The sequence below is a fragment of the Hyalangium gracile genome, assembly GCF_020103725.1.
Lineage (GTDB): Bacteria > Myxococcota > Myxococcia > Myxococcales > Myxococcaceae > Hyalangium > Hyalangium gracile.
Genome location: NZ_JAHXBG010000002.1, coordinates 533,987 through 550,985 on the forward strand (window position 1 = coordinate 533,987; position 16,999 = coordinate 550,985).

Annotated in this window: 13 protein-coding genes; 6 read left to right on the forward strand and 7 right to left on the reverse strand. The window is 69.4% G+C overall.

The genetic code is table 11. The features are described from left to right. The first annotated feature begins 28 nt into the window (after positions 1–28). Positions 29–1,855 (forward strand): tetratricopeptide repeat protein, encoded by a 1,827-nt coding sequence (locus KY572_RS05805; protein WP_224241236.1) that lies wholly within the window; start codon positions 29–31, stop codon positions 1,853–1,855. On the opposite strand, the gene KY572_RS05810 is transcribed toward KY572_RS05805, so the two are convergent. From KY572_RS05810 to KY572_RS05825, 4 genes are all read right to left on the reverse strand, one after another. Beyond that, positions 1,845–2,429 (reverse strand): YfiR family protein, encoded by a 585-nt coding sequence (locus KY572_RS05810; protein ID WP_224241238.1) that lies wholly within the window; start codon positions 2,427–2,429, stop codon positions 1,845–1,847. The two genes, KY572_RS05805 and KY572_RS05810, sit on opposite strands and share 11 nt — an antisense overlap. 12 nt (positions 2,430–2,441) lie before the next feature. Next, positions 2,442–3,794: a hypothetical protein gene (locus KY572_RS05815; RefSeq protein WP_224241240.1), complete on the reverse strand. Its 1,353-nt coding sequence runs from the start codon at positions 3,792–3,794 to the stop codon at positions 2,442–2,444. A 119-nt stretch (positions 3,795–3,913) separates the two neighbouring features. Continuing rightward, positions 3,914–5,188, reverse strand: coding sequence for a YdgH/BhsA/McbA family protein (locus tag KY572_RS05820; RefSeq protein ID WP_224241242.1), 1,275 nt, complete (start codon positions 5,186–5,188; stop codon positions 3,914–3,916). Between the two features lie 143 nt (positions 5,189–5,331). Then, positions 5,332–6,537: a M24 family metallopeptidase gene (locus KY572_RS05825; RefSeq protein WP_224241244.1), complete on the reverse strand. Its 1,206-nt coding sequence runs from the start codon at positions 6,535–6,537 to the stop codon at positions 5,332–5,334. Positions 6,538–6,782: 245 nt separating this feature from the next. Between KY572_RS05825 and KY572_RS05830 the strand changes: the two genes are divergently transcribed. From KY572_RS05830 to KY572_RS05850, 5 genes are all read left to right on the forward strand, one after another. Further along, a complete protein-coding gene (locus tag KY572_RS05830; protein ID WP_224241245.1) occupies positions 6,783–7,982 on the forward strand; it encodes a J domain-containing protein in 1,200 nt (399 codons plus the stop codon). A gap of 67 nt (positions 7,983–8,049) precedes the next feature. Continuing rightward, a complete protein-coding gene (locus tag KY572_RS05835; RefSeq protein WP_224241247.1) occupies positions 8,050–8,928 on the forward strand; it encodes a peptidyl-prolyl cis-trans isomerase in 879 nt (292 codons plus the stop codon). A gap of 1 nt (position 8,929) precedes the next feature. Then, the gene (locus tag KY572_RS05840) at positions 8,930–9,892 is read left to right on the forward strand and encodes a HupE/UreJ family protein (RefSeq protein WP_224241249.1); all 963 of its coding nucleotides are present in this window, start codon (positions 8,930–8,932) and stop codon (positions 9,890–9,892) included. A gap of 37 nt (positions 9,893–9,929) precedes the next feature. Further along, positions 9,930–11,759: a DUF3604 domain-containing protein gene (locus KY572_RS05845; RefSeq protein ID WP_224241251.1), complete on the forward strand. Its 1,830-nt coding sequence runs from the start codon at positions 9,930–9,932 to the stop codon at positions 11,757–11,759. A gap of 416 nt (positions 11,760–12,175) precedes the next feature. Next, positions 12,176–13,888 carry an ATP-binding protein gene (locus tag KY572_RS05850; RefSeq protein ID WP_224241253.1) on the forward strand — a complete coding sequence of 571 codons (1,713 nt, stop codon included), beginning with the start codon at positions 12,176–12,178 and terminating at the stop codon, positions 13,886–13,888. On the opposite strand, the gene KY572_RS05855 is transcribed toward KY572_RS05850, so the two are convergent. The 3 genes from KY572_RS05855 to KY572_RS05865 form a co-directional block, all read right to left on the reverse strand. Further along, positions 13,885–14,847, reverse strand: a complete 963-nt coding sequence (locus KY572_RS05855; protein ID WP_224241254.1) for a terpene synthase family protein — start codon at positions 14,845–14,847, stop codon at positions 13,885–13,887. The genes KY572_RS05850 and KY572_RS05855 overlap by 4 nt on opposite strands. Positions 14,848–15,058: 211 nt before the next feature. Further along, a complete protein-coding gene (locus KY572_RS05860) occupies positions 15,059–15,508 on the reverse strand; it encodes a VOC family protein (protein WP_224241255.1) in 450 nt (149 codons plus the stop codon). A gap of 64 nt (positions 15,509–15,572) precedes the next feature. Then, on the reverse strand, positions 15,573–16,856 hold the full coding sequence (locus KY572_RS05865; protein ID WP_224241256.1) for a hypothetical protein: 1,284 nt from the start codon (positions 16,854–16,856) through the stop codon (positions 15,573–15,575). Positions 16,857–16,999: the final 143 nt, after the last annotated feature.

Here is a 16,999-nt window from a genome sequence, read left to right on the forward strand (position 1 = left end):
CCCTCCTGTTGCGTGTTCATGGGGGGGCGTGTCAACGGCATCCACCCAACCGACCTCGCCTGGCCTCCAGGAGCAGGCGCATGCGACCACCGCCTCCTTGCCCCTGGAGACGGACCCGGCTGGGCTCACCGAGAGAGCTCCCGCCGGGGAGACGCACCGCGCGAGCACCTCACGTTGGCTCGGCCCCCTGGCGCTGGCAGGCCTGGGACTGGCCATCGCGGGCATGACGGTGCCTACGTACGTCATCCGCGAGGTGCAGCTCGTCAACGGGCTCGCGCGACCGGTGGAAGTGCGTCTGAACGATCAGCCCCGCCTCCTGCAGCCAGGAGAGCTCTCGCGGGAAGACGTCTTCAGCCTGGGAGCCCCCTACCACGTCGAGGCGCGGTGGCCAGGCAGCTCGCAGCCCTTCGAGACTGTCTCCCTCGAGGCGACGCAGCGCTCTGTCTACAACGTCCTGGGCGCGGCCTCCCTGCGCGTGGGAGACCCGACGAAGGCGACGGACCCGACCCGGCTGGAAGCTCGCACCGGGAGCCTGCGGCCCGAGGAGGAGGTGCGGTGGGCGGGCAACTGGGAGCAGCGGCTGCGCGAAGACATGAACGCGAAGCGCTGGCGTGAAGCCGCGGACCTGGCTCGCGCTGTCTTCCACGCGGACTCCTCCCAGCTCCAGGCTGCCGAGACGGCCGCCACCCTCCTGGCTCGAACCCAGCCGGACGAGGCGCTCAGGTTCGCCCAGGAGCTCGCGCGGATGTCCCCGGACGCGCTCGCCGTCCACCGGCTCGCGCAGGATCTGTTCCTCGCCCTCGGCAAGCGCGAGGAGGCCTTCGCGCTCTACAGCGCCTCGGCCGAGCAGGCCCCTGACTCCGCGCGGAGAGCCCTGCTGGCTGCTCACTTCGCCCCTCCCGAGCAGCGGCGGGAGGCCTACGACCGTGTGCGGAAGCGCTTTCCCGAGGATCCCGAGACCATGCGCGTGGTCGCCCATTTCCACCTCGACGATGGTTATGGGCGGGTCGCGCTGCACCTGCTCGACACGGCGCGGGAGAAGAGCCCCGAGCCCTTGGAGGCCCTGGAGCTGCGCGTGCGCGTCCTGATCGCCGAGAGAGCGCACCGGCAGGCCTCCGAAGCGGTACACCAGTTCGCGGAGGAGCCGGGCCATGGCTCCTGGGAGCTCGCCATCCTCGCCGCCCGGGTAGCCCTCGTGACGGAGCCCAAGCGCCTGCAGGGCACCGCGCGAGCGCTGATCCCTCCCCGGCTCACCACCTCTCCGGAGCACATGGCGCTCTTCGATCTGCTGACGGAGGGAGGCACGGTCTCGAAGAAGCAGCTGAAGTCCATCCAGGACCCGGCCACGCGCGAAGCCATCGCGCTCACCCAGACGACCGTGCAGGATCCGGACAAGGCCGTGGAGCTGGTGCGCCAGGCCTCGGAGGAGGTGGTGTGGCGCCTGGATCCGGAGACCGCCGCCCTGCTCGCCCTGAGGCTCTCACGCCTGGGTGAGGAGCAGGCCGCGACCCGCGTCTTCGGCTCGAGCCTCTCGCTCATGGCGGCCCGCGAGCCGCTGGAGCGCTACCTGCACCATGGCGAGAAGCGAACCGACTTCCTACTGCACCCGCCGGGCCTGCAGGCCGCCGCGCACCTCGCGCGTTCGCGTCCCGGGCCCGAGCCCCGGTCCTCGGCGATGCTCGATGTGGGCCAGGCCGACAGCCCGGGCGGCATCGCCCGCCGGGCGCTCGACCCGTTCGACAAGTCCCCGCCCGCATTCGAGGACGTCCGGACCGTATCGCCCCGCCCTTCCCCAACCTACCCCATGCCCTGCAATGGCGGGCGCCTGTGGCGACCCCATACCTTCAGCGAATGACCTCGCTGAGGGCCAGCAGCTCGGGCTGGAGATCCGCGCCCTCGGCCAGGGAGGAGCGAAGGTTGACGATGAGCGCGGGCCTCGCCCCCTTCCGGAGGAGACCGACGCTGAGGCGCTCACGTACCTCTCGCTCCCGCCCCGAGAAGGACAGGATCCTGGATTGCCGCGTGGTGCCCGTGATGGACTCCAGCACGTCCACGAGCCCGGGACAGACGTAGAGCGCGGCCAGCGGCTGCCGCGCCATGGCCGCCGCGAACTCCTCCTGGCTCGAGTACGCGATGCTGATGACCTGCACGGGCAGGTTTCGGATCGCGGTGGTCCGCGCGAGATCCCGAAGCGCCGTGGCCATGTCGATCGCATACGTCTCAGATTCGAGGTTTCCCCCCCGATAGACGACGGCAATCTTGACGGTGTTCGTCGCACGGCGCGAGAAGGCGCGATCGTAGGGGAGCACGCGGAGCAGGAGCGCGGCCTGCTTGCCAGGCGCGAGGTCATCCGCGGCGAGGGCCGCCCGGCTGAAGCCCAGCACGACCAGCAGGAGCGCGACAGCACGGCCTGGAAGTGGGGACATCATGAGGAGAGCTCCCTAGAAGCCGAGGGCCAGCTGGATGATGAGCCGATGGCTCATGGGGGTATCCGCGCGAGGGTTCGTGACGCGATAGACGGTCTTGGCCAGGGCCGTCGGGATCTGCTCTGGAAACGGGTAGTAGATGAAGCCCGCCCAGACGGAGCTGGCGTCCTCGGCGAAGCTCCGGCCGTCGAACGGAGCGGGCAGCGTCCCTACCCGAACATGATCGAAGGAGACGAGCGGCTCGAACCAGGAGTTGAACCGATACGCCACGACGGCGCTGTAGCCCCACTTGTCCAGCGTTCCATCCAGGACCTCCTGGCGCGCCAGCGCGGCCTCCAGCTCGAGGGTGAGCGGGCCTCGGACGAAGTTCGCGTCGACACCGAAGATGCTCAGATCACGCGCCGCGTCCTTCGTGTAGGCGCCCAGGTAGCCTGAAGCACCGAGCGTCAGCCCCTCGGTGATCTGCGTGCTGAGCCGGGCGCCAAAGGACTTCCGCGTGTTGTTGGCGTCCTCGTAGGAGGGCGTGAAGAAGGCGATGGAGCCGCCCTCATCGATGCCGTCGTCACTCGGATCAAACAGGTTGTCGACGTCGTACTGCTCCATGCCGTTGGTGGCGTAGAGCGCGTAGCGGAGCGAGCGACCCGAGGCCCACTCCCACTCGCCTCCGAGCTGGATCCCCACCTCCTGCCAGGGCGTCGGAACCACCTCTCGGAAGACGGTGGGCCGCTCCGGGAGCTTGGTGATGAAGGCGGGGAAGGTCGTCGTGTTGTAGGTGCCGAAGGGGATCATGAAGAGCCCGGCCCGCAGGACGACGAGCTCCTTGTAGAGGCGGACGTCCACCTGGGCATAGCGGAGCCGGATCCCGGTGTTGAACTCGTAGGAGGTGAAGCTCGGCTCGAACTCGAGGAACACCTCGGGGACGATGATGTCGAGGATGTCCGCGCCGAAGTAGAGGTTGGCATCGCGGAGCTTGAAGGTGTTGCGATGCGGCGCATCACCGGTGCGGCGCTGCCACTGGAACAGGTCGGCGGAGAGCACCCCGTGGACATAGGGAGTGATGCCGTACCGCCGGAGCCGGTAGCCGAAGGAGCCCACCGAGGCGGGGGCCACCTCTTCCTGCAACAGATCCTCCAGACTGTCGGGCTCCGCCGGCGCCTTGGGCTCCTCGGGCGCGGTGGGGGAAGACTCCTTGGCCTCCTCGGCCTCCTCCGCGGCCGGCGGAGGCTGCCCCGGCGAGCCCGTCCCAGCCTCCTGGGCACTGGCCGGCAGGCCCTGGAGGAGCCAGAGGGGAATGAGACAGAGCCCGAGCCTGGTCCAGCGATGCTTCCCTAAAGGGCTTCCCGTGAGACTCGAGTGAACACCCAGCATGGTGACTCTCCTTGATCAAGAGAGGCATGCTCCCCGGCGCGCATGTCTCCCGATCTGGAGTATCATGTGAAACAGGCTCATGTGAAACACTCTCTTGCTGTCGATTCACGGGTGGCGGGCTAGCGAGGCGCAAAGCCGACGCAGCTCTCCAGTATGCGCATGTTGCGTTGACCGCCGCTGGCTGAGAAACTCGATACACCTTCTCCGGAGTCATCCACGATCCAGAAGGTCCTGGGGCCCGAGCCGCTGAACGAGCTGATCGAGTTGGAGCTCATCGTGGCGGACTCCCCGCTGCTGACCCGGGGGTTGCCGCCATCGTTGATGAACATGCGCACCGTCCGTGAGCACTCGTTCTTGATCGAGAAGCTGTAGTAGCCGGAGTCCCCTCCTCCCGTGCTTGCCCCGCCCGCCGAGGCGCTGCTCGCGGCGCGCTGCTCGGCCTCGCGCTTCTGGCGCTCTCGCTCCCACTCGGCCTGCCGGGCCTGCTCCCGCTTCTCGAACTCGCGTGCCTCCGCCTGGGCCTGGGCCATGGCCGCGCTCTGCTCGCGCACCTTCGCCTCCAGCTCCTGGGCCGAGAGCTGACGCTCGAGGAGCTGCACCTGGAAGTAGCCCTCGCCCAGCCGGGGGCTGCGACCGATCGTCCGCAGTCCGAGCTCGGCGCTCCCCGCCGCCGCCGCGCACCCGAGATCCGCGCTGAACGAGCGCAGCTTCAAGTAGCGTCCGTGGAGGGGAGCCTCGATGGCCGTGCCCTCGAACTCGCCCACCTTCTCCCGCGCCATGTAGCTTCGGTTGAGCATCAACGGATCCTGCGAGGCCAGCTCGAACAGGAGGTAGCGCTCGCCCTCGTCGCTGAGCCGGGCGTCGGGCTCCAGCGCCACGGCCACGGCGTAGCAGCGCCCGCGCTGGAGCTGCAGCGTGGAGGCGGGCGCGGACGCCAGCGGGTAGCGCGTGGGCTCGCCCACCGGCCTGAGCCCCGCGAGCGCCTGGACCTCCTTCTGCAGGAGCGCGCGCGCGTCCGTGGCGGGGAGCGGCGCGGGCGTCCGGGAGACGTACAGCGCGTACGCATAGAACGTCCCCGGCTCGGGCTGGAACATGGCATTGGCGCCGAGCTCCGCGGCCTTGGCCTTGAGGGCCTGCCGGACGGCCTGAGGCTCCGCGTAGCCACCCGAGGCGCTCACCCCCATGGCGGCGATCACCTCATGGGTGTCACTCTCGACCGGGTAGGACGGCACCACGTAGAGCTTCCGCCGGCCGTCCGGCATGAAGAGGAACATCAACCCAGGCGGCAGCGCCTGGACACCGAGCAGCTCCACGACCGTGGCGGAGTCCGTGGCGGGTCGCGCTGTCCCCAGCGGCTTGACCTCGACCTGGAGCGAGGCGGCCGAGGGGAACATGGAGTGAAGGCAGCCAGCCAATGCCACGGACAGTGCAACCGTGACGACGAGCGGTCTCGAGACGAAGTGCATGGCTGCAACTACCGCACCCCCGCGCCGCCCTCAACGGCAGGTGGAGGGGTCTCCGAGTCGGCCCGAGCGGGCTACCGCGGGGGGCTCGCGTCGGGCCGCGGGTTGGGTGACGGGATGAGGATGAGCTCCTCCTGAGGAGGGATGAGATACTCGGCCCCCGTCTCCGTCACCACGGCCATCTCTTCCACGGAGAGGGTCTTCGTCTCGCCCGGAGTGGGCAGCTTCCAGGCGAAGAAGCCATCGAAGGCGAACACCTGCCCGGGCCGGATGATGCGCGCGGAGGCGCCCTTGGCGGGCTGGCCCTTCTGTGCGCCAGACAGCGCCGGGCCGACGTCGTGCGCCCAGTAGCCCACGGGGTGGCCGGTGCCCCACATGACGGGCTCGCTGCCCACCTGGCGCATCCAGTCGCGCTGGGCCTTGTCCACGTCCCAGCCACGGGCTCCGGGCTTGATCGCGGCGAGCGCCACGCGGTTGCCCTTCTTCGAACGCTCCCACTTCTCGAGCGCCTCGGGGGGTGGCTTCGTCTCGCCCGGAGCCAGCACATAGGCGAAGCGCTGGATGTCCGTCACCCAGCGCCCCTGGATGGCGATGCCGAAGTCCGTCTGGATGAAGTCTCCCGGCTGGATGACGCGGTCGGTGGCATGGGAGTGCCCGCGGTCGGGGCCCGAGTTGACGTTGGGGTTCTGGTCCGGAGCCCAGCCGTCGGTGACGCCGAGCTCGGCCATGCGTCGCTTGAGGAAGCGCGCGACGTCCGAGTCCCGGGTCTTTCCGGGGATGATCTGCCGGTAGGCCTCCTCTTCCAGCTGGGCGGTGAGGGCGGCGGCGCGTCGCATCACCTCCACCTCCTCTGGAAGCTTGATGCCGAGCCACTCGACGACGAGCTCCTCGGAGGAGACGAGCCGCTGGCGCAGGGCTGGGGGCAGCGCGGCGGTGAGGAGCGCGCGCTGGGTGGAGGACAGCCCGTCAGCCACCGACATCCGCTCCGAGAAGTTGAGGGCGATGCGGCGTGGCTTCAGGCGGGCCAGCCGCTCGGAGACCTTGGCGTACAGGTCCGTGCCGCGAGGCAGGGACTCCACCTCGTCGTGCAGGCCCACGTCGCGCAGGGCCTTGGCCTCGCCCTCGGGAGACAGCGCGATCGAGCGCAGCTGCTCGGCCTCACGCAGGAAGAGGAAGGCAGCCGGGGCGCCAGCGTTCTCTCCGCCCACGTGGGCCGCGAGCGGATCGTTGGCGTTCTCGCGGCACACCACCACCCAGGCATCCACTCCGGCGCGCTTCATGGCCTCGGGAAGAAGGCGGGTGACGCGGGCCTTGCGGACCTCCGCCCAAGAGGGCGCGGGGAGAGCGGGAGTGTCTGCTGACCAGGCCTCGGGAATGGGGAGAGAGAGCAGCAGGAGGAGCGCGGAAGGGAGGACTCGCATGGAGAGCATTCGCTGGGGAGGAGACCCGTGCAACCGTGGGGGGTGGAGCCTAGCGCAGAGGAGGGCCCCTTGACGGCAGCGGGCCGCCGTTTCATAGGAAGAGCATGCCTGCGTGCCCGTGCTGCCTGGAGGTCCTGAAGCCCGCCCTCCTGGGTCTCGGCGGCCGTCGCATCGCCGGCAGTTGCGAGCTCTGCGGTGACGCCGTGTGCCAGGGATGCCTGCACTCGGGCTCGCGGGATGTGGAGGCGCTCTTCCGGCTCCGGGCCCCCGACGGAGGCTCCGCGCCCCGAGCCTCACCAGGAAAGGCTTGCGCCAGCTGTCTGTGGGAGTCGTTCGCGGCCCGCGGCAAGTCCCCGCCCTTCCCCGAGCCACCCGGCCGGCGCAAGCGGGCAACCCAGGCGGACTGCAAGCACTCCCATGCCGTCCGGTGGATGCAGTGCTGCCCCACCTGCGGCGCCAAGGTGTCCTGGGAGGTCGAGCACGACAACCCCGTGTGCGATGCGTGCGGAGCCCCCTCGCACTCCGCGTTCAACTGCTGCTGGGCCTGCGGCGAGTCCTTCGAGGAGGACAACGAGCCCGAGGATGCCGAGGGCTATGCGCTCACCTACGAATGTCGCTCCCGCAAGTGCCAGGGGCTGGTGGGGTGGCTCATGCCGTACTGCCCCTGGTGCGCCACGGAACAGCACTGGCACCCCTCCCAGGAGGAGGACGCGCCCACGTGCACGGCGTGCGAAGCGAGCCTCGATCCCACCTGGAGCTTCTGCGCCACCTGCGGCGAGGAAGCCCCCGTCCCCGAGGCGTGCTTCACCTGCGGAGCGCCGCTCGATCGGGCAGAGTGCGCCGCCCGCTGCGAGCACTGCCGGCGGATGGTGTGTGGCGACTGCTTCGGCGACTACACACTGAGGGAGCCAGTCCCCGCCCAGCCCGCCGAGAACGCCGGCCCCCCCGGAGTCCGAGAGCTGCTGCTGTGCACGGCGTGCGCGGAGGAGCTCGGGGCGGCTCCGCTCTCGGACGAGGAGGACTCCGAGGCAGATCCTCCAGCGGAGGAGCCGCGGGAAGATGAGGATGAGCCCCCTGCCCCCAAGGAGACTCCCCCGAGCAGCCCATGGGAGGTGCTCGGAGTGGCGCCGGGGACACCGCTGCCCGAGGTGAAGAGGGCCTACCTCGCCCTCATCACCCAGTACCACCCCGACAAGGTGGCGCAGCTGGGGCCGAAGCTCCAGGCGCTGGCGGCGGAGGAGACTCGCCGGCTCAACCAGGCGTGGCTCGAGGTACGCCAGCGGGCCGGCCAGGGCTCTTCGTAGCGTCCCCTTTCATTTTTCCCCGCAACCGCCGCGCGTGCTCCGGGTTCAAGGGACCGGAGGGTTTTTCATGCGCTGGTGCGCCATCCTGCTGGGCAACCGGCTCGTCCAGTTCCTGTCGCTGGGCGGGCTGCTGTTCATCCTCACCCCGAGTACCGGCTCGCCCACCCACATCGAGCTGTCTCGGCGGCACATCGCCGCCCTTCAGGCCGCGCAGGCCACCCGGCAGGGCTCGGACACGCTCCCGGAGAGCCATGCCTCCGAGGTGGAGTCCCGCGCCATCGAGGACGAGGTCCTCTATCGCGAGGCGCTACGCCTGGGGCTGGACCAGAGCGATCCTCTCATCCGGCAGCACCTCATCCAGAAGGTGCTCCTGCTGGCCGAGGATCTGGGCGGCGCCGGACGCGATCCCTCCGAGCCCGAGCTGCGCCGCTACTTCGAGGAGACCCGCCAGCGCTGGGTGATGCCCGGAGAGGTGCGCCTGCTCCACGTCTTCGCCAGCGAGCCCGCGTCCCTCGCCGCCCTGCGCCCGCGGCTCCAGGCCCACGAGGCCGTAACTCCCGAGGCCCTGCCCCCTCTCGGCGAGCCCTTTCCGCTCTCACGCGACGTGCGCAGCCCTCAGCACCGCCTGGCGGCGGAGTATGGCCCCGACTTCACCCAGGCCGCCTGGAGCCTCCCGATCGGCACCTGGAGCGAGCCTGTCGCCTCGCGCTACGGCTGGCACCTGGTGAAGGTCCTCTCGCGCACCGAGGTCCGTCCGGCCACCTTCGAAGACGTGCGCACGGAGCTGGTGCTCGACTTCGCCATCGCCCGCCGCAAGCGAGTGGTGTCCCAGTTCGTCGCCCGCGCGCTCGAGCGCTACACGTTCACGGTCGACAGCGTCCCCGTGACACCGCCCTCCCCCTCCGGTCGCCTCGGCATCCGCACCGAGGCCTCCGCGGAGGACTGACATGCGCGCCGCCCTCGTCCTTCTCCTGTTGCTGGGTGCCCTGGTGCCTCGGCTTGCCGGGGCCCACGGCATGCGTACCGCAGCCATCTCGCTCGACGAGCTGGAGCCGGGCACGGCCCGCGTCCAGGTCCGACTGAGCGTGCCCGATCCCTCCTTCCGCTTCCGCATCCCCGAGTCCTGTCAGCTCTCGGATGCTGTCTCGGAGGGAGAACTCCGCCACGCCTTCACCCTGCGGTGTCCCTCGGCGCTGGCCGGCCAGACGCTGGGCGTCATGGGCCTGGGGCCGGTGCTGGGAGAGGCCGTCCTCTCGCTCTCGCTCCATGACGGTCGCGCGCTCTCGCACCTGCTGCTGCCGGACGCCCCCTCATGGCGCATCCCCGAGCCAGGAAGCACCCTCTCGGTGGCGGTGGACTACGTCCGCCTCGGCGTCGAGCACATCCTCGCCGGCCCGGACCACCTGCTGCTGCTGGTCCTGCTGGTGCTCGTCCTGCGGAGTCCCCGAGCCGTGCTGCTCGCGGAGACGGCCTTCACCCTCTCCCACAGCCTCACCTTCGCCGCCACGGCGCTCGGCTGGATTCACGTGCCCTCGGCCTGGGCCGAGGCGTGCATCGCCTTGAGCCTGGTGCTCCTGGCGCTCGACGTGGAGCGCCCCGGCCTGCCGGCCCCCTCCGCCCTGCGCGGCGCCGCGTCGGCGCTCGTCTTCGGCCTGGTCCACGGGCTGGGCTTCGCTGGCGGGCTGCAGGAGCTGGGACTGCCCGAGCAGGCCGTGCTGCCAGCGCTGGTGGGCTTCGGCGCGGGCGTCGAGCTGGGCCAGGTGCTCTTCCTCGCCGGGGTGCTCCTCGTGGCATCGCTCGCGGCACGCCTGAAGGTCTGGCCGCGCCTCGTCCTCGCCGGTGGCTACGCGGCCGGCGCCGTCAGCTCCTGCTGGCTGCTCCAGCGCGTCTGGCTCTGTCTCGCCCGCTGAACTCCCTCTTCCTTCCGTGCACTGAAAGGCCCCTGCCATGAACTTCCGCTTCCCTCCCCCTTCGCTGCCAGGAGCCCTGGTGCTCGCGGTGTTGCTCGGCTCCGGCTGCACCCTCGAGGCCCCCGGACAGGCCCGCGACACGTCCTCCCCGGAGACACCACCCGCCGAGCCCCGCACGCCTGCCCTGGGGACCGCCACGCAGGCGCTGTGCTCCGACTACAACGCATACAAGAACGTCTACTGGGGCGATCTGCACACGCACACCTCCTACTCCGTGGACGCCTACTCCTTCCGGACGCGGAACACGCCCCAGGACGCCCATGCCTTCGCGCGTGGAGCTCCCAAGCAGATCGCCGCGGGGGATCCGGCCGGCGCGGGCCCCACCGTGCAGCTCAACTCCGGACGCCTGCTCGACTTCAACGCAGTGACGGACCACAGCGAGTGGCTGCCCACCGGCTTCGGCTGCGGCGCCGCCACCGACGGGACTCCTTATGATCCGGCCAGCCCCTACTACGGCTCGGCGGCATGCCAGTACTACCGCAGCGAGCAGCTCACCTTCCCGGGCTCCTTCCTGACCCAGGTGCCCATCTGCGGGAACTCTCCCAATGGAACCCCCGAGTGCACCGCGGAGCTGCGCTCGGCGTGGCAGGCGGAGCAACAGGCCGCCAACCAGGCCTACGTGCCCTGCACGTACACCACGCTCCATGGCTACGAGTGGACCTCCTCGCAGGATGGCGCGACGCTGCACCGCAACGTCATCTTCGGCTCGGACGTCGTGCCGGACGTGCCCTACTCGGCGCTCGACTACACGGATCCCGGTCAGCTCTGGACGGCGCTCGACCAGGGCTGCCTGGCCTCGGCGGGATGCGAGGCGCTGACCATTCCCCACAACACCAACCAGAGCAACGGTCTGGCGTTCGATCTGCCCGGGGACGCCGGCCCGGATGTCGTCGCCCAGGCGGGGCGCTACCAGCGCCTGGTGGAGATCCACCAGCACAAGGGCAACAGCGAGTGCGCCTACAAGCCGGATGCGGGCTACTCGCTGGATCCGCTCTGCCAGTTCGAGCAGTTCTCCAACGACACCCCGCCGCAGAGCTACGTGCGCCAGGGGCTGACGAAGGGCCTCGGCATCCAGGCGGCCACGGGCAGCAACCCGTTCCGGCTGGGCATCGTCGGTGCCACGGACAACCACAACGGCATGTCGGGCGCGGTCTCCGAGACGAGCTGGAACGGGCACGTGGGCATCAACGACAACACGCCGATGAAGCGCCTGCAGAAGACGCCGAACGAGAACCCCGGCGGCATCACGGGGGTGTGGGCCGAGCAGAACACCCGCGCCAGCATCTTCGCGGCCCTCAAGCGTCGCGAGGTGTTCGCCACCAGCGGCCCGCGCATCAAGGTGCGCCTGTACCAGACATGGAGCAGCACCAACTTCTGCACCGCCACCTATCCCCAGAACATCATCGGCGCGGGCGGCGTGCCCATGGGCGGGACGATGAGCGCCAACCCCGGCTCGGGCCGGCCGTACTTCGTCGTCTCCGCCGTGAAGGACGTGGTGGATCTGGCGAGCATCGACATCATCAAGGTGGACATCCTCAACGGCCAGCCGCGCGAGCGCGTCATCTCCTTCCCCCTCACGGGCGCGCAGGCCTCGACGACGTGCCTCTCCTGGCAGGATCCCGAGTTCGTGCCCGGGGCGCCGGCCTTCTACTACGCCCGCGCGGTGCAGGCGGCGACTCCTCGCTGGTCCTCATATGACTGCGACCAGCTCGGAGGCCTCGCCCCCGCTGGCTGCCAGGCAGGCGGCAAGTTCCGAGAGATGATCCAGGAGCGCGCATGGACGTCTCCCATCTGGGCACTCCCGTGAGCCGCTCCTTCCTCTGAGATGGGCAGGTTGCTGCTCGTCCGCGCTGCGCTCCAAAGCCTGTTCAGGACTGAACGCTGACATGTCAGCGTTCAGCACTGACACGATCCAGCGGGGTCCCGCCCCGTCTACGCCTGAATAGCAGGCGCGTATAGGCTTCGGAGCCGTACTCCATGGCAAACACTCCCCCATCCAAGGCAACGCCGGGTCGCTCCGACTCCCAGACTCGAGGCGGGCCTCCCCGAACTCCTCCCTCGTGGTTCATCCGAGCCCTGGACTCACTGCTCTCGGAAGAGCTGCGCGGGAGCCCTCCGTCGGATCTGGCGCGCTGCCGGGTCCTCGCCGGAAGCAGCTGCATCCTGCTGCTGTTCGCCCTGGTGGGACTGGTAGCCTTCCCTTCTCCAGCGCTCCGAGTCGTCATGGCGCTGATCTTCCTGGGCTATGGCACCGTGCTGGTGCTGCTGCGGCGGGCCACCTCCCACATCCCGCCTTCCCTCGTGCTGTGCTCCGCCTCCATCGTGGGGGGCGGCGCCCTGCTCTTCTTCATGAGGGACATGCCCTACTTCGGCACCCACGCGGGGCTCATGCTGCAGCCGGCGCTCGCGGTGTACCTGCTGGGCCCCCGCCGGGGCATCTTCGTCGCCCTCATCTGGGCCTGTGAGGGACTGCTCTACCCGCTCTACTACACACGGCTCGGGCCGGGCGTGAACGCCTCCTCGCCCGACGAGCTCCTCTGGCCGCTCTACCTCTGCGCCGCCTTCTCCTTCCTCGCCTCCTGGGGGCTGGGCTCGCTGGCCGACTCCGCGCGCGCCGAGGCCCAGAGCACGCTCGAGCACACCTTGAAGGAGCTGCGCGACAGCGAGGGGCAGCTGATCAGCCTCATCGAGAGCACCGAGGATCTGGTGTTCTCGCTCGACTCCGAGGGGCGTCTGCTCACCTTCAACTCCGCCGCGCAGCGGGCGTACGCGGCCCGCTTCGGCCAGAAGCTCGTCACGGGCCAGCCGTTGTTCTCCGACACGTCCCCGGAGCTGCGCGCGGCCTGGGAGGCGCAGCTGGCCGGGCCGATGGCGGGCCAGCGTCGGCGCTTCGAGGATGGCTACGAGCTGGGAGGCACCCCCTACACGTTCGACATCAGCCTCAACCCCGTCCACGGGACGGAGGGCCGCATCACGGGCGTGACGGTGTTCGCCCGCAACATCAGCGCCCGGAAGGACGCCGAGTTCCGGATGGGGGAGATGTACCGCACCCTGGTGGATGTCTCCCGCCAGGCCGGCATGGCCGAGATCGCCACCGGCGTGCTCCACAACGTGGGCAACACCCTCAACAGCGTCAACGTCTCCACCACCCTGGTGCTCGATCAGCTCCGCCAGTCCCGCCTGCCCGGACTGGCCAGGCTCTCCGAGCTGCTGCAGGAGCGGTCCCGGGAGCTGACCTCCTTCCTCACGCAGGATCCTCAAGGGCAGGTGCTGCCCGCGTACCTCTCGGCCCTGTCCGAGCAGCTCCAGAAGGAGCACACGGTGCTGCTCAAGGAGATGCGGTCGCTCAGTGACAGCGTCGACCACATCAAGGCCGTGGTCAGCATGCAGCAGAAGTACGCCCGCGTGGCCGGAGCCGTGGAGGAGGTACAGGTCCCCCAGCTCATCGACGAGGCCCTGCGCCTGCACGCCATCTCCTTCGAGCGCCTGGGCATCCGCATCGAGCGCAACTATGCCCCGGTGCCTCCGCTGCTCATCGACCGGCACCGCCTGCTGCAGATCCTCGTCAACCTGCTGAGCAATGCCCGCGATGCCCTGCTCTCCAGTGGTGTCGAGGGCAAGCGCCTGGTCATCGACATCCACCTGTCCGCCGACGGCCAGCAGCTGGTGCTGCAGCTGACCGACAACGGCATGGGCATCGCCGCGGAGAACCTGCCGCGCATGTTCACCCAGGGGTTCACGACGAAGAAGACAGGCCACGGCTTCGGCCTGCACATCAGCGCCCTGGCCGCCATGGAGATGCAGGGGAGGCTCTCCTGCACCAGCCCCGGGCCGGGCAAGGGCGCCACCTTCACGCTCGAGTTCCCCGTGTCGGGAGCCACGCCGCTGGAGCCGCCCCCCAGGCCCACCCTGCCCCTGAACGAGTCCCCGCGCTAGGTCCGCGCCTTGCCGTAGCGCCCCGTCTCGTAGGACCAGTCCATGTTGCCGCGCACCCAGGAGCGCAGGCCCATCAGGTAGCGCTGCACCGCGCCATCCAGCTCGGCCCCATGGGACGGCATGCGCTGCTGCAGGTCGACGTACTCCCGCATCCGGGCATTGAAGAGCCGTGCGGCCTGATCCACCGCGGACTGCGTGCTCAGCCGGTACTCGTGCTGCAGGAGGATGACGAGGTTGTGCACGTCCCCGGCTCGCAGCTCCTTCTCGAAGGAGACGATGTCGTTGAACCAGGCCACCATGTCGTTGGCCAGCACCTTCAAGGTGTGGGCCTGCTCATGGATCTGGTCGGGCAGCGAGACTTGTTCCACCAGCTCGATCAGATCGAAGAAGAGGTAGAGCGCGGAGGAGCGCCGCCGGTGCTCCATGTACTCCGCCAGGGGCGGAATCCGATGTCGGGCGCGATTCTCCGCCTCCCACTGGCAGCCCTGGGTGTAGTCCTCGAAGGACCGGATGAAGCGCTCCTCCCACCCCGGAGGGGCCCGGCGGCGCATCCGCTCCCATATTTCCGAGAGGCCCGCCACCAGCGGGTTCTCCTCCCGCTGGCCGGGGCGCGGATGCCTCATGGCCTGGATCAGCTCCTGGTGCTGGGCCCTCAAGCGCTCCGGCTCCCGCCCCAGTGCAGCCTCATCACACAAATCGTCCACCATGAAGAGCCAGCTCATGTAGGTCGCGACGATGAGGACGGACTCGAAGTCGGCATCCGGGTGCGCGCGTCCCGTCACCCAGGCGAACCGGCCCGCCTCGAAGCGACGGAGCGCGGCGTCCGTGCGGATGTAGCGCCGCTCCTGCATCCACTGGTTGAGGTGGGGCTGGACGGCTTCGACATGGGGACTGAGGGCGGGTGGAAACGGGCAGTAGAACTCCGGCAGATGGATGCTCTCCAACAGGTGTCCTCTCATGTCTGGGCTCCGCTGGAACTGACCGGCGGCTCGAATGGTAACGAGGAGGGAGCCCGCGCTGCCATGTGGGTCAGCGACCAGGGGGGCGAGCGCAGGTGTCTTCGCTGCGCGGACCGCCATGCGTCTGGGAGGAGAAACGTAGGAAGGGGTGCGCGGCACCTGAGGTCTTGCGCCGATGCCGGCCTGTTGGATCGCGCCGTCCGAGGAGACCTCAGACGTGGCGGCCGCGGATGGCCTCCGTCATGGCCTCCACGCCGACTTCCTTCTTGTGCTGCGCGAACATCCACTGGTGGCCGTCGGGATCGAGCAGCACGGAGGTGCGAGCCCCGAAGAACTGCTCGCTGGGGGGCATCAGCTCCCTGGCGCCGGCGGCCAGCGCGCGGGCGTGCAGCTGGTCCACATCCGCCACGTAGACGAAGAGCGAGACAGGCGTGCCCCCGGCGGTGATGGGAGAGCGCATCCCCCGCTCCAGGCTCTCCGGGCCAATCATCACCGTGCAGTTATCGTGGCCCATCTCGGCGTGCATGATGCGCCCGCCGGCTCCAGGCAGCATGAACTTGCGAGTGAAGCCGAAGGCCTTCTCGTAGAAGGCGGCGGCCGCGGCGACATCCCGGACCGTGAGGTGGGGGGTGATAGCGGTGGTCTTCTTGGGCATCTGCATGGTGGAAAGGACCTCTCGGGTAGAGCGGGCCTCGGACGATTCCAAGGGCCCGGAGGAAAGGAGGCTACGCGGCGGCCTGGTACGGCGAGCTCGTCTGCGTGGGCCGCTGGCCGATGAAGGGGCAGGAGCCGCCGGTGCGCCCGGGCTGCCCCATGCCGATGGAGCCGATGGGCGTGCTGGGAGCGGACTGCTTCGGAGGCGGCAGCAGCCCGAGCCGGCGCAGGGAGGCCTCCTCCAGCGCGTCGTTCATGGTGCGCTGCGGCGTGGCCGAGGGCGCGCCCAGGTACACGCGGTCCAGCACGTCCACCATGGCGTTCTCGAGGGAGTCCCCGTTGAAGACGCCATCCGAGGCCATGTCCGCGTCGCGCAGCATCTTCAGGTGCTCGGGGTTGAGGTTCACCTCCATGCGGTTGTTGCTGTTCAGGGCGTAGTTGATGATCGAGCCGTCGATCTTCCCGCCGGTGAACAGCGGCGAGTGCCCCCACAGCTGGAGCACCTCGTTCTCGAACTGGCTGAGGCCGTTGCCGCCCGTGAGGCGGTTGTCCATGTTGACCGGGCCCTGGGCGTAACGGATGGGGGCGTTGCCGTAGCGCTGGGAGATGTCCTTGCCCGTGAGCGTCTGGTAGAGGCCGAAGAACTCGTTGTCGAGCGACTTGCCGGTGATGCCGCCGTACAAGGCCTGCTCCCTGGCGGCGAGCTCCCTGGCGAGCGCGACCTCGGCCGGCTTGAACTTCTCCGGGTTGTTGAGGACGTTGAGCAGCACGCCGCCGTCCTGGTGGCCCGCCGAGCCCATCTGGATGCCCCACAGGTGGAGGATGGCGCGCTGGTGCTCGCTCATGCCGCTGGCCGCGTTGCGCTGCTCCGTCGTCATGTTCTGGTAGCTGACGCCCGTGGAGATGCCCGTCGTACCCGTGGTCCCACCGCCAGCGCCACCGCCCTCATAGGGATTGGAGCCACCGCCCGGCCCCTGCCCCCCGCCGCGCAGGTAGTTCGTCAGCTGCGTCACCATCTCGCGCAGCGCCACCTCGAGGATCGCGGTGATCAGCTGCGTCTGGAACTGCGACAGGTTCGAGCGCAGCCCCGTCTGCCTCGCGCTGGACAGCAGCGCTCCGCCGAGCACGTCCAGCGGGCGGCTCTGCAGAGGGCTCACGCCGCCGCTGTAGAAGGCCGGCGAGGCGGAGGCCGCGGCGAGGCTCGCGGTCGCTCCAATGCCTGGCATGAAGGCGTCGCGGGTCTGCTGCACGGCGCTGGCGCTCGTGGTCAGGCCCTGGGTCTTCTGCGGCTGCCGGGTCACCCCATGAAGTCCCTGCGGTGTCACCGAGCCATAGCCATAGTGGTGGATTTTCATGGTCCTGCCCCTGGAAGGAAGAGGGAGATGGATGAGCTGTCTTTGTAGCTTGTTATCGCCCCTGCCCCTTCAGAGTTGCTCGATGTGCGCGCAAAGCCAGCAATAAATCTCCGAGCCATCCAGATGTGTCTCTTTTCTGGGAC

Coding starts and splice junctions, on each gene's coding strand:
- KY572_RS05810 (WP_224241238.1), bottom strand. CDS start 2,429: ATGATGTCCCCACTTCCAGGCCGTGCTGTCGCGCTCCTGCTGGTCGTG.
- KY572_RS05815 (WP_224241240.1), bottom strand. CDS start 3,794: ATGCTGGGTGTTCACTCGAGTCTCACGGGAAGCCCTTTAGGGAAGCAT.
- KY572_RS05820 (WP_224241242.1), bottom strand. CDS start 5,188: ATGTTCCCCTCGGCCGCCTCGCTCCAGGTCGAGGTCAAGCCGCTGGGG.
- KY572_RS05825 (WP_224241244.1), bottom strand. CDS start 6,537: ATGAAGCGCGCCGGAGTGGATGCCTGGGTGGTGGTGTGCCGCGAGAAC.
- KY572_RS05830 (WP_224241245.1), top strand. CDS start 6,783: ATGCCTGCGTGCCCGTGCTGCCTGGAGGTCCTGAAGCCCGCCCTCCTG.
- KY572_RS05835 (WP_224241247.1), top strand. CDS start 8,050: ATGCGCTGGTGCGCCATCCTGCTGGGCAACCGGCTCGTCCAGTTCCTG.
- KY572_RS05840 (WP_224241249.1), top strand. CDS start 8,930: ATGCGCGCCGCCCTCGTCCTTCTCCTGTTGCTGGGTGCCCTGGTGCCT.
- KY572_RS05845 (WP_224241251.1), top strand. CDS start 9,930: ATGAACTTCCGCTTCCCTCCCCCTTCGCTGCCAGGAGCCCTGGTGCTC.
- KY572_RS05850 (WP_224241253.1), top strand. CDS start 12,176: ATGGCGCTGATCTTCCTGGGCTATGGCACCGTGCTGGTGCTGCTGCGG.
- KY572_RS05855 (WP_224241254.1), bottom strand. CDS start 14,847: ATGAGAGGACACCTGTTGGAGAGCATCCATCTGCCGGAGTTCTACTGC.
- KY572_RS05860 (WP_224241255.1), bottom strand. CDS start 15,508: ATGCAGATGCCCAAGAAGACCACCGCTATCACCCCCCACCTCACGGTC.
- KY572_RS05865 (WP_224241256.1), bottom strand. CDS start 16,856: ATGAAAATCCACCACTATGGCTATGGCTCGGTGACACCGCAGGGACTT.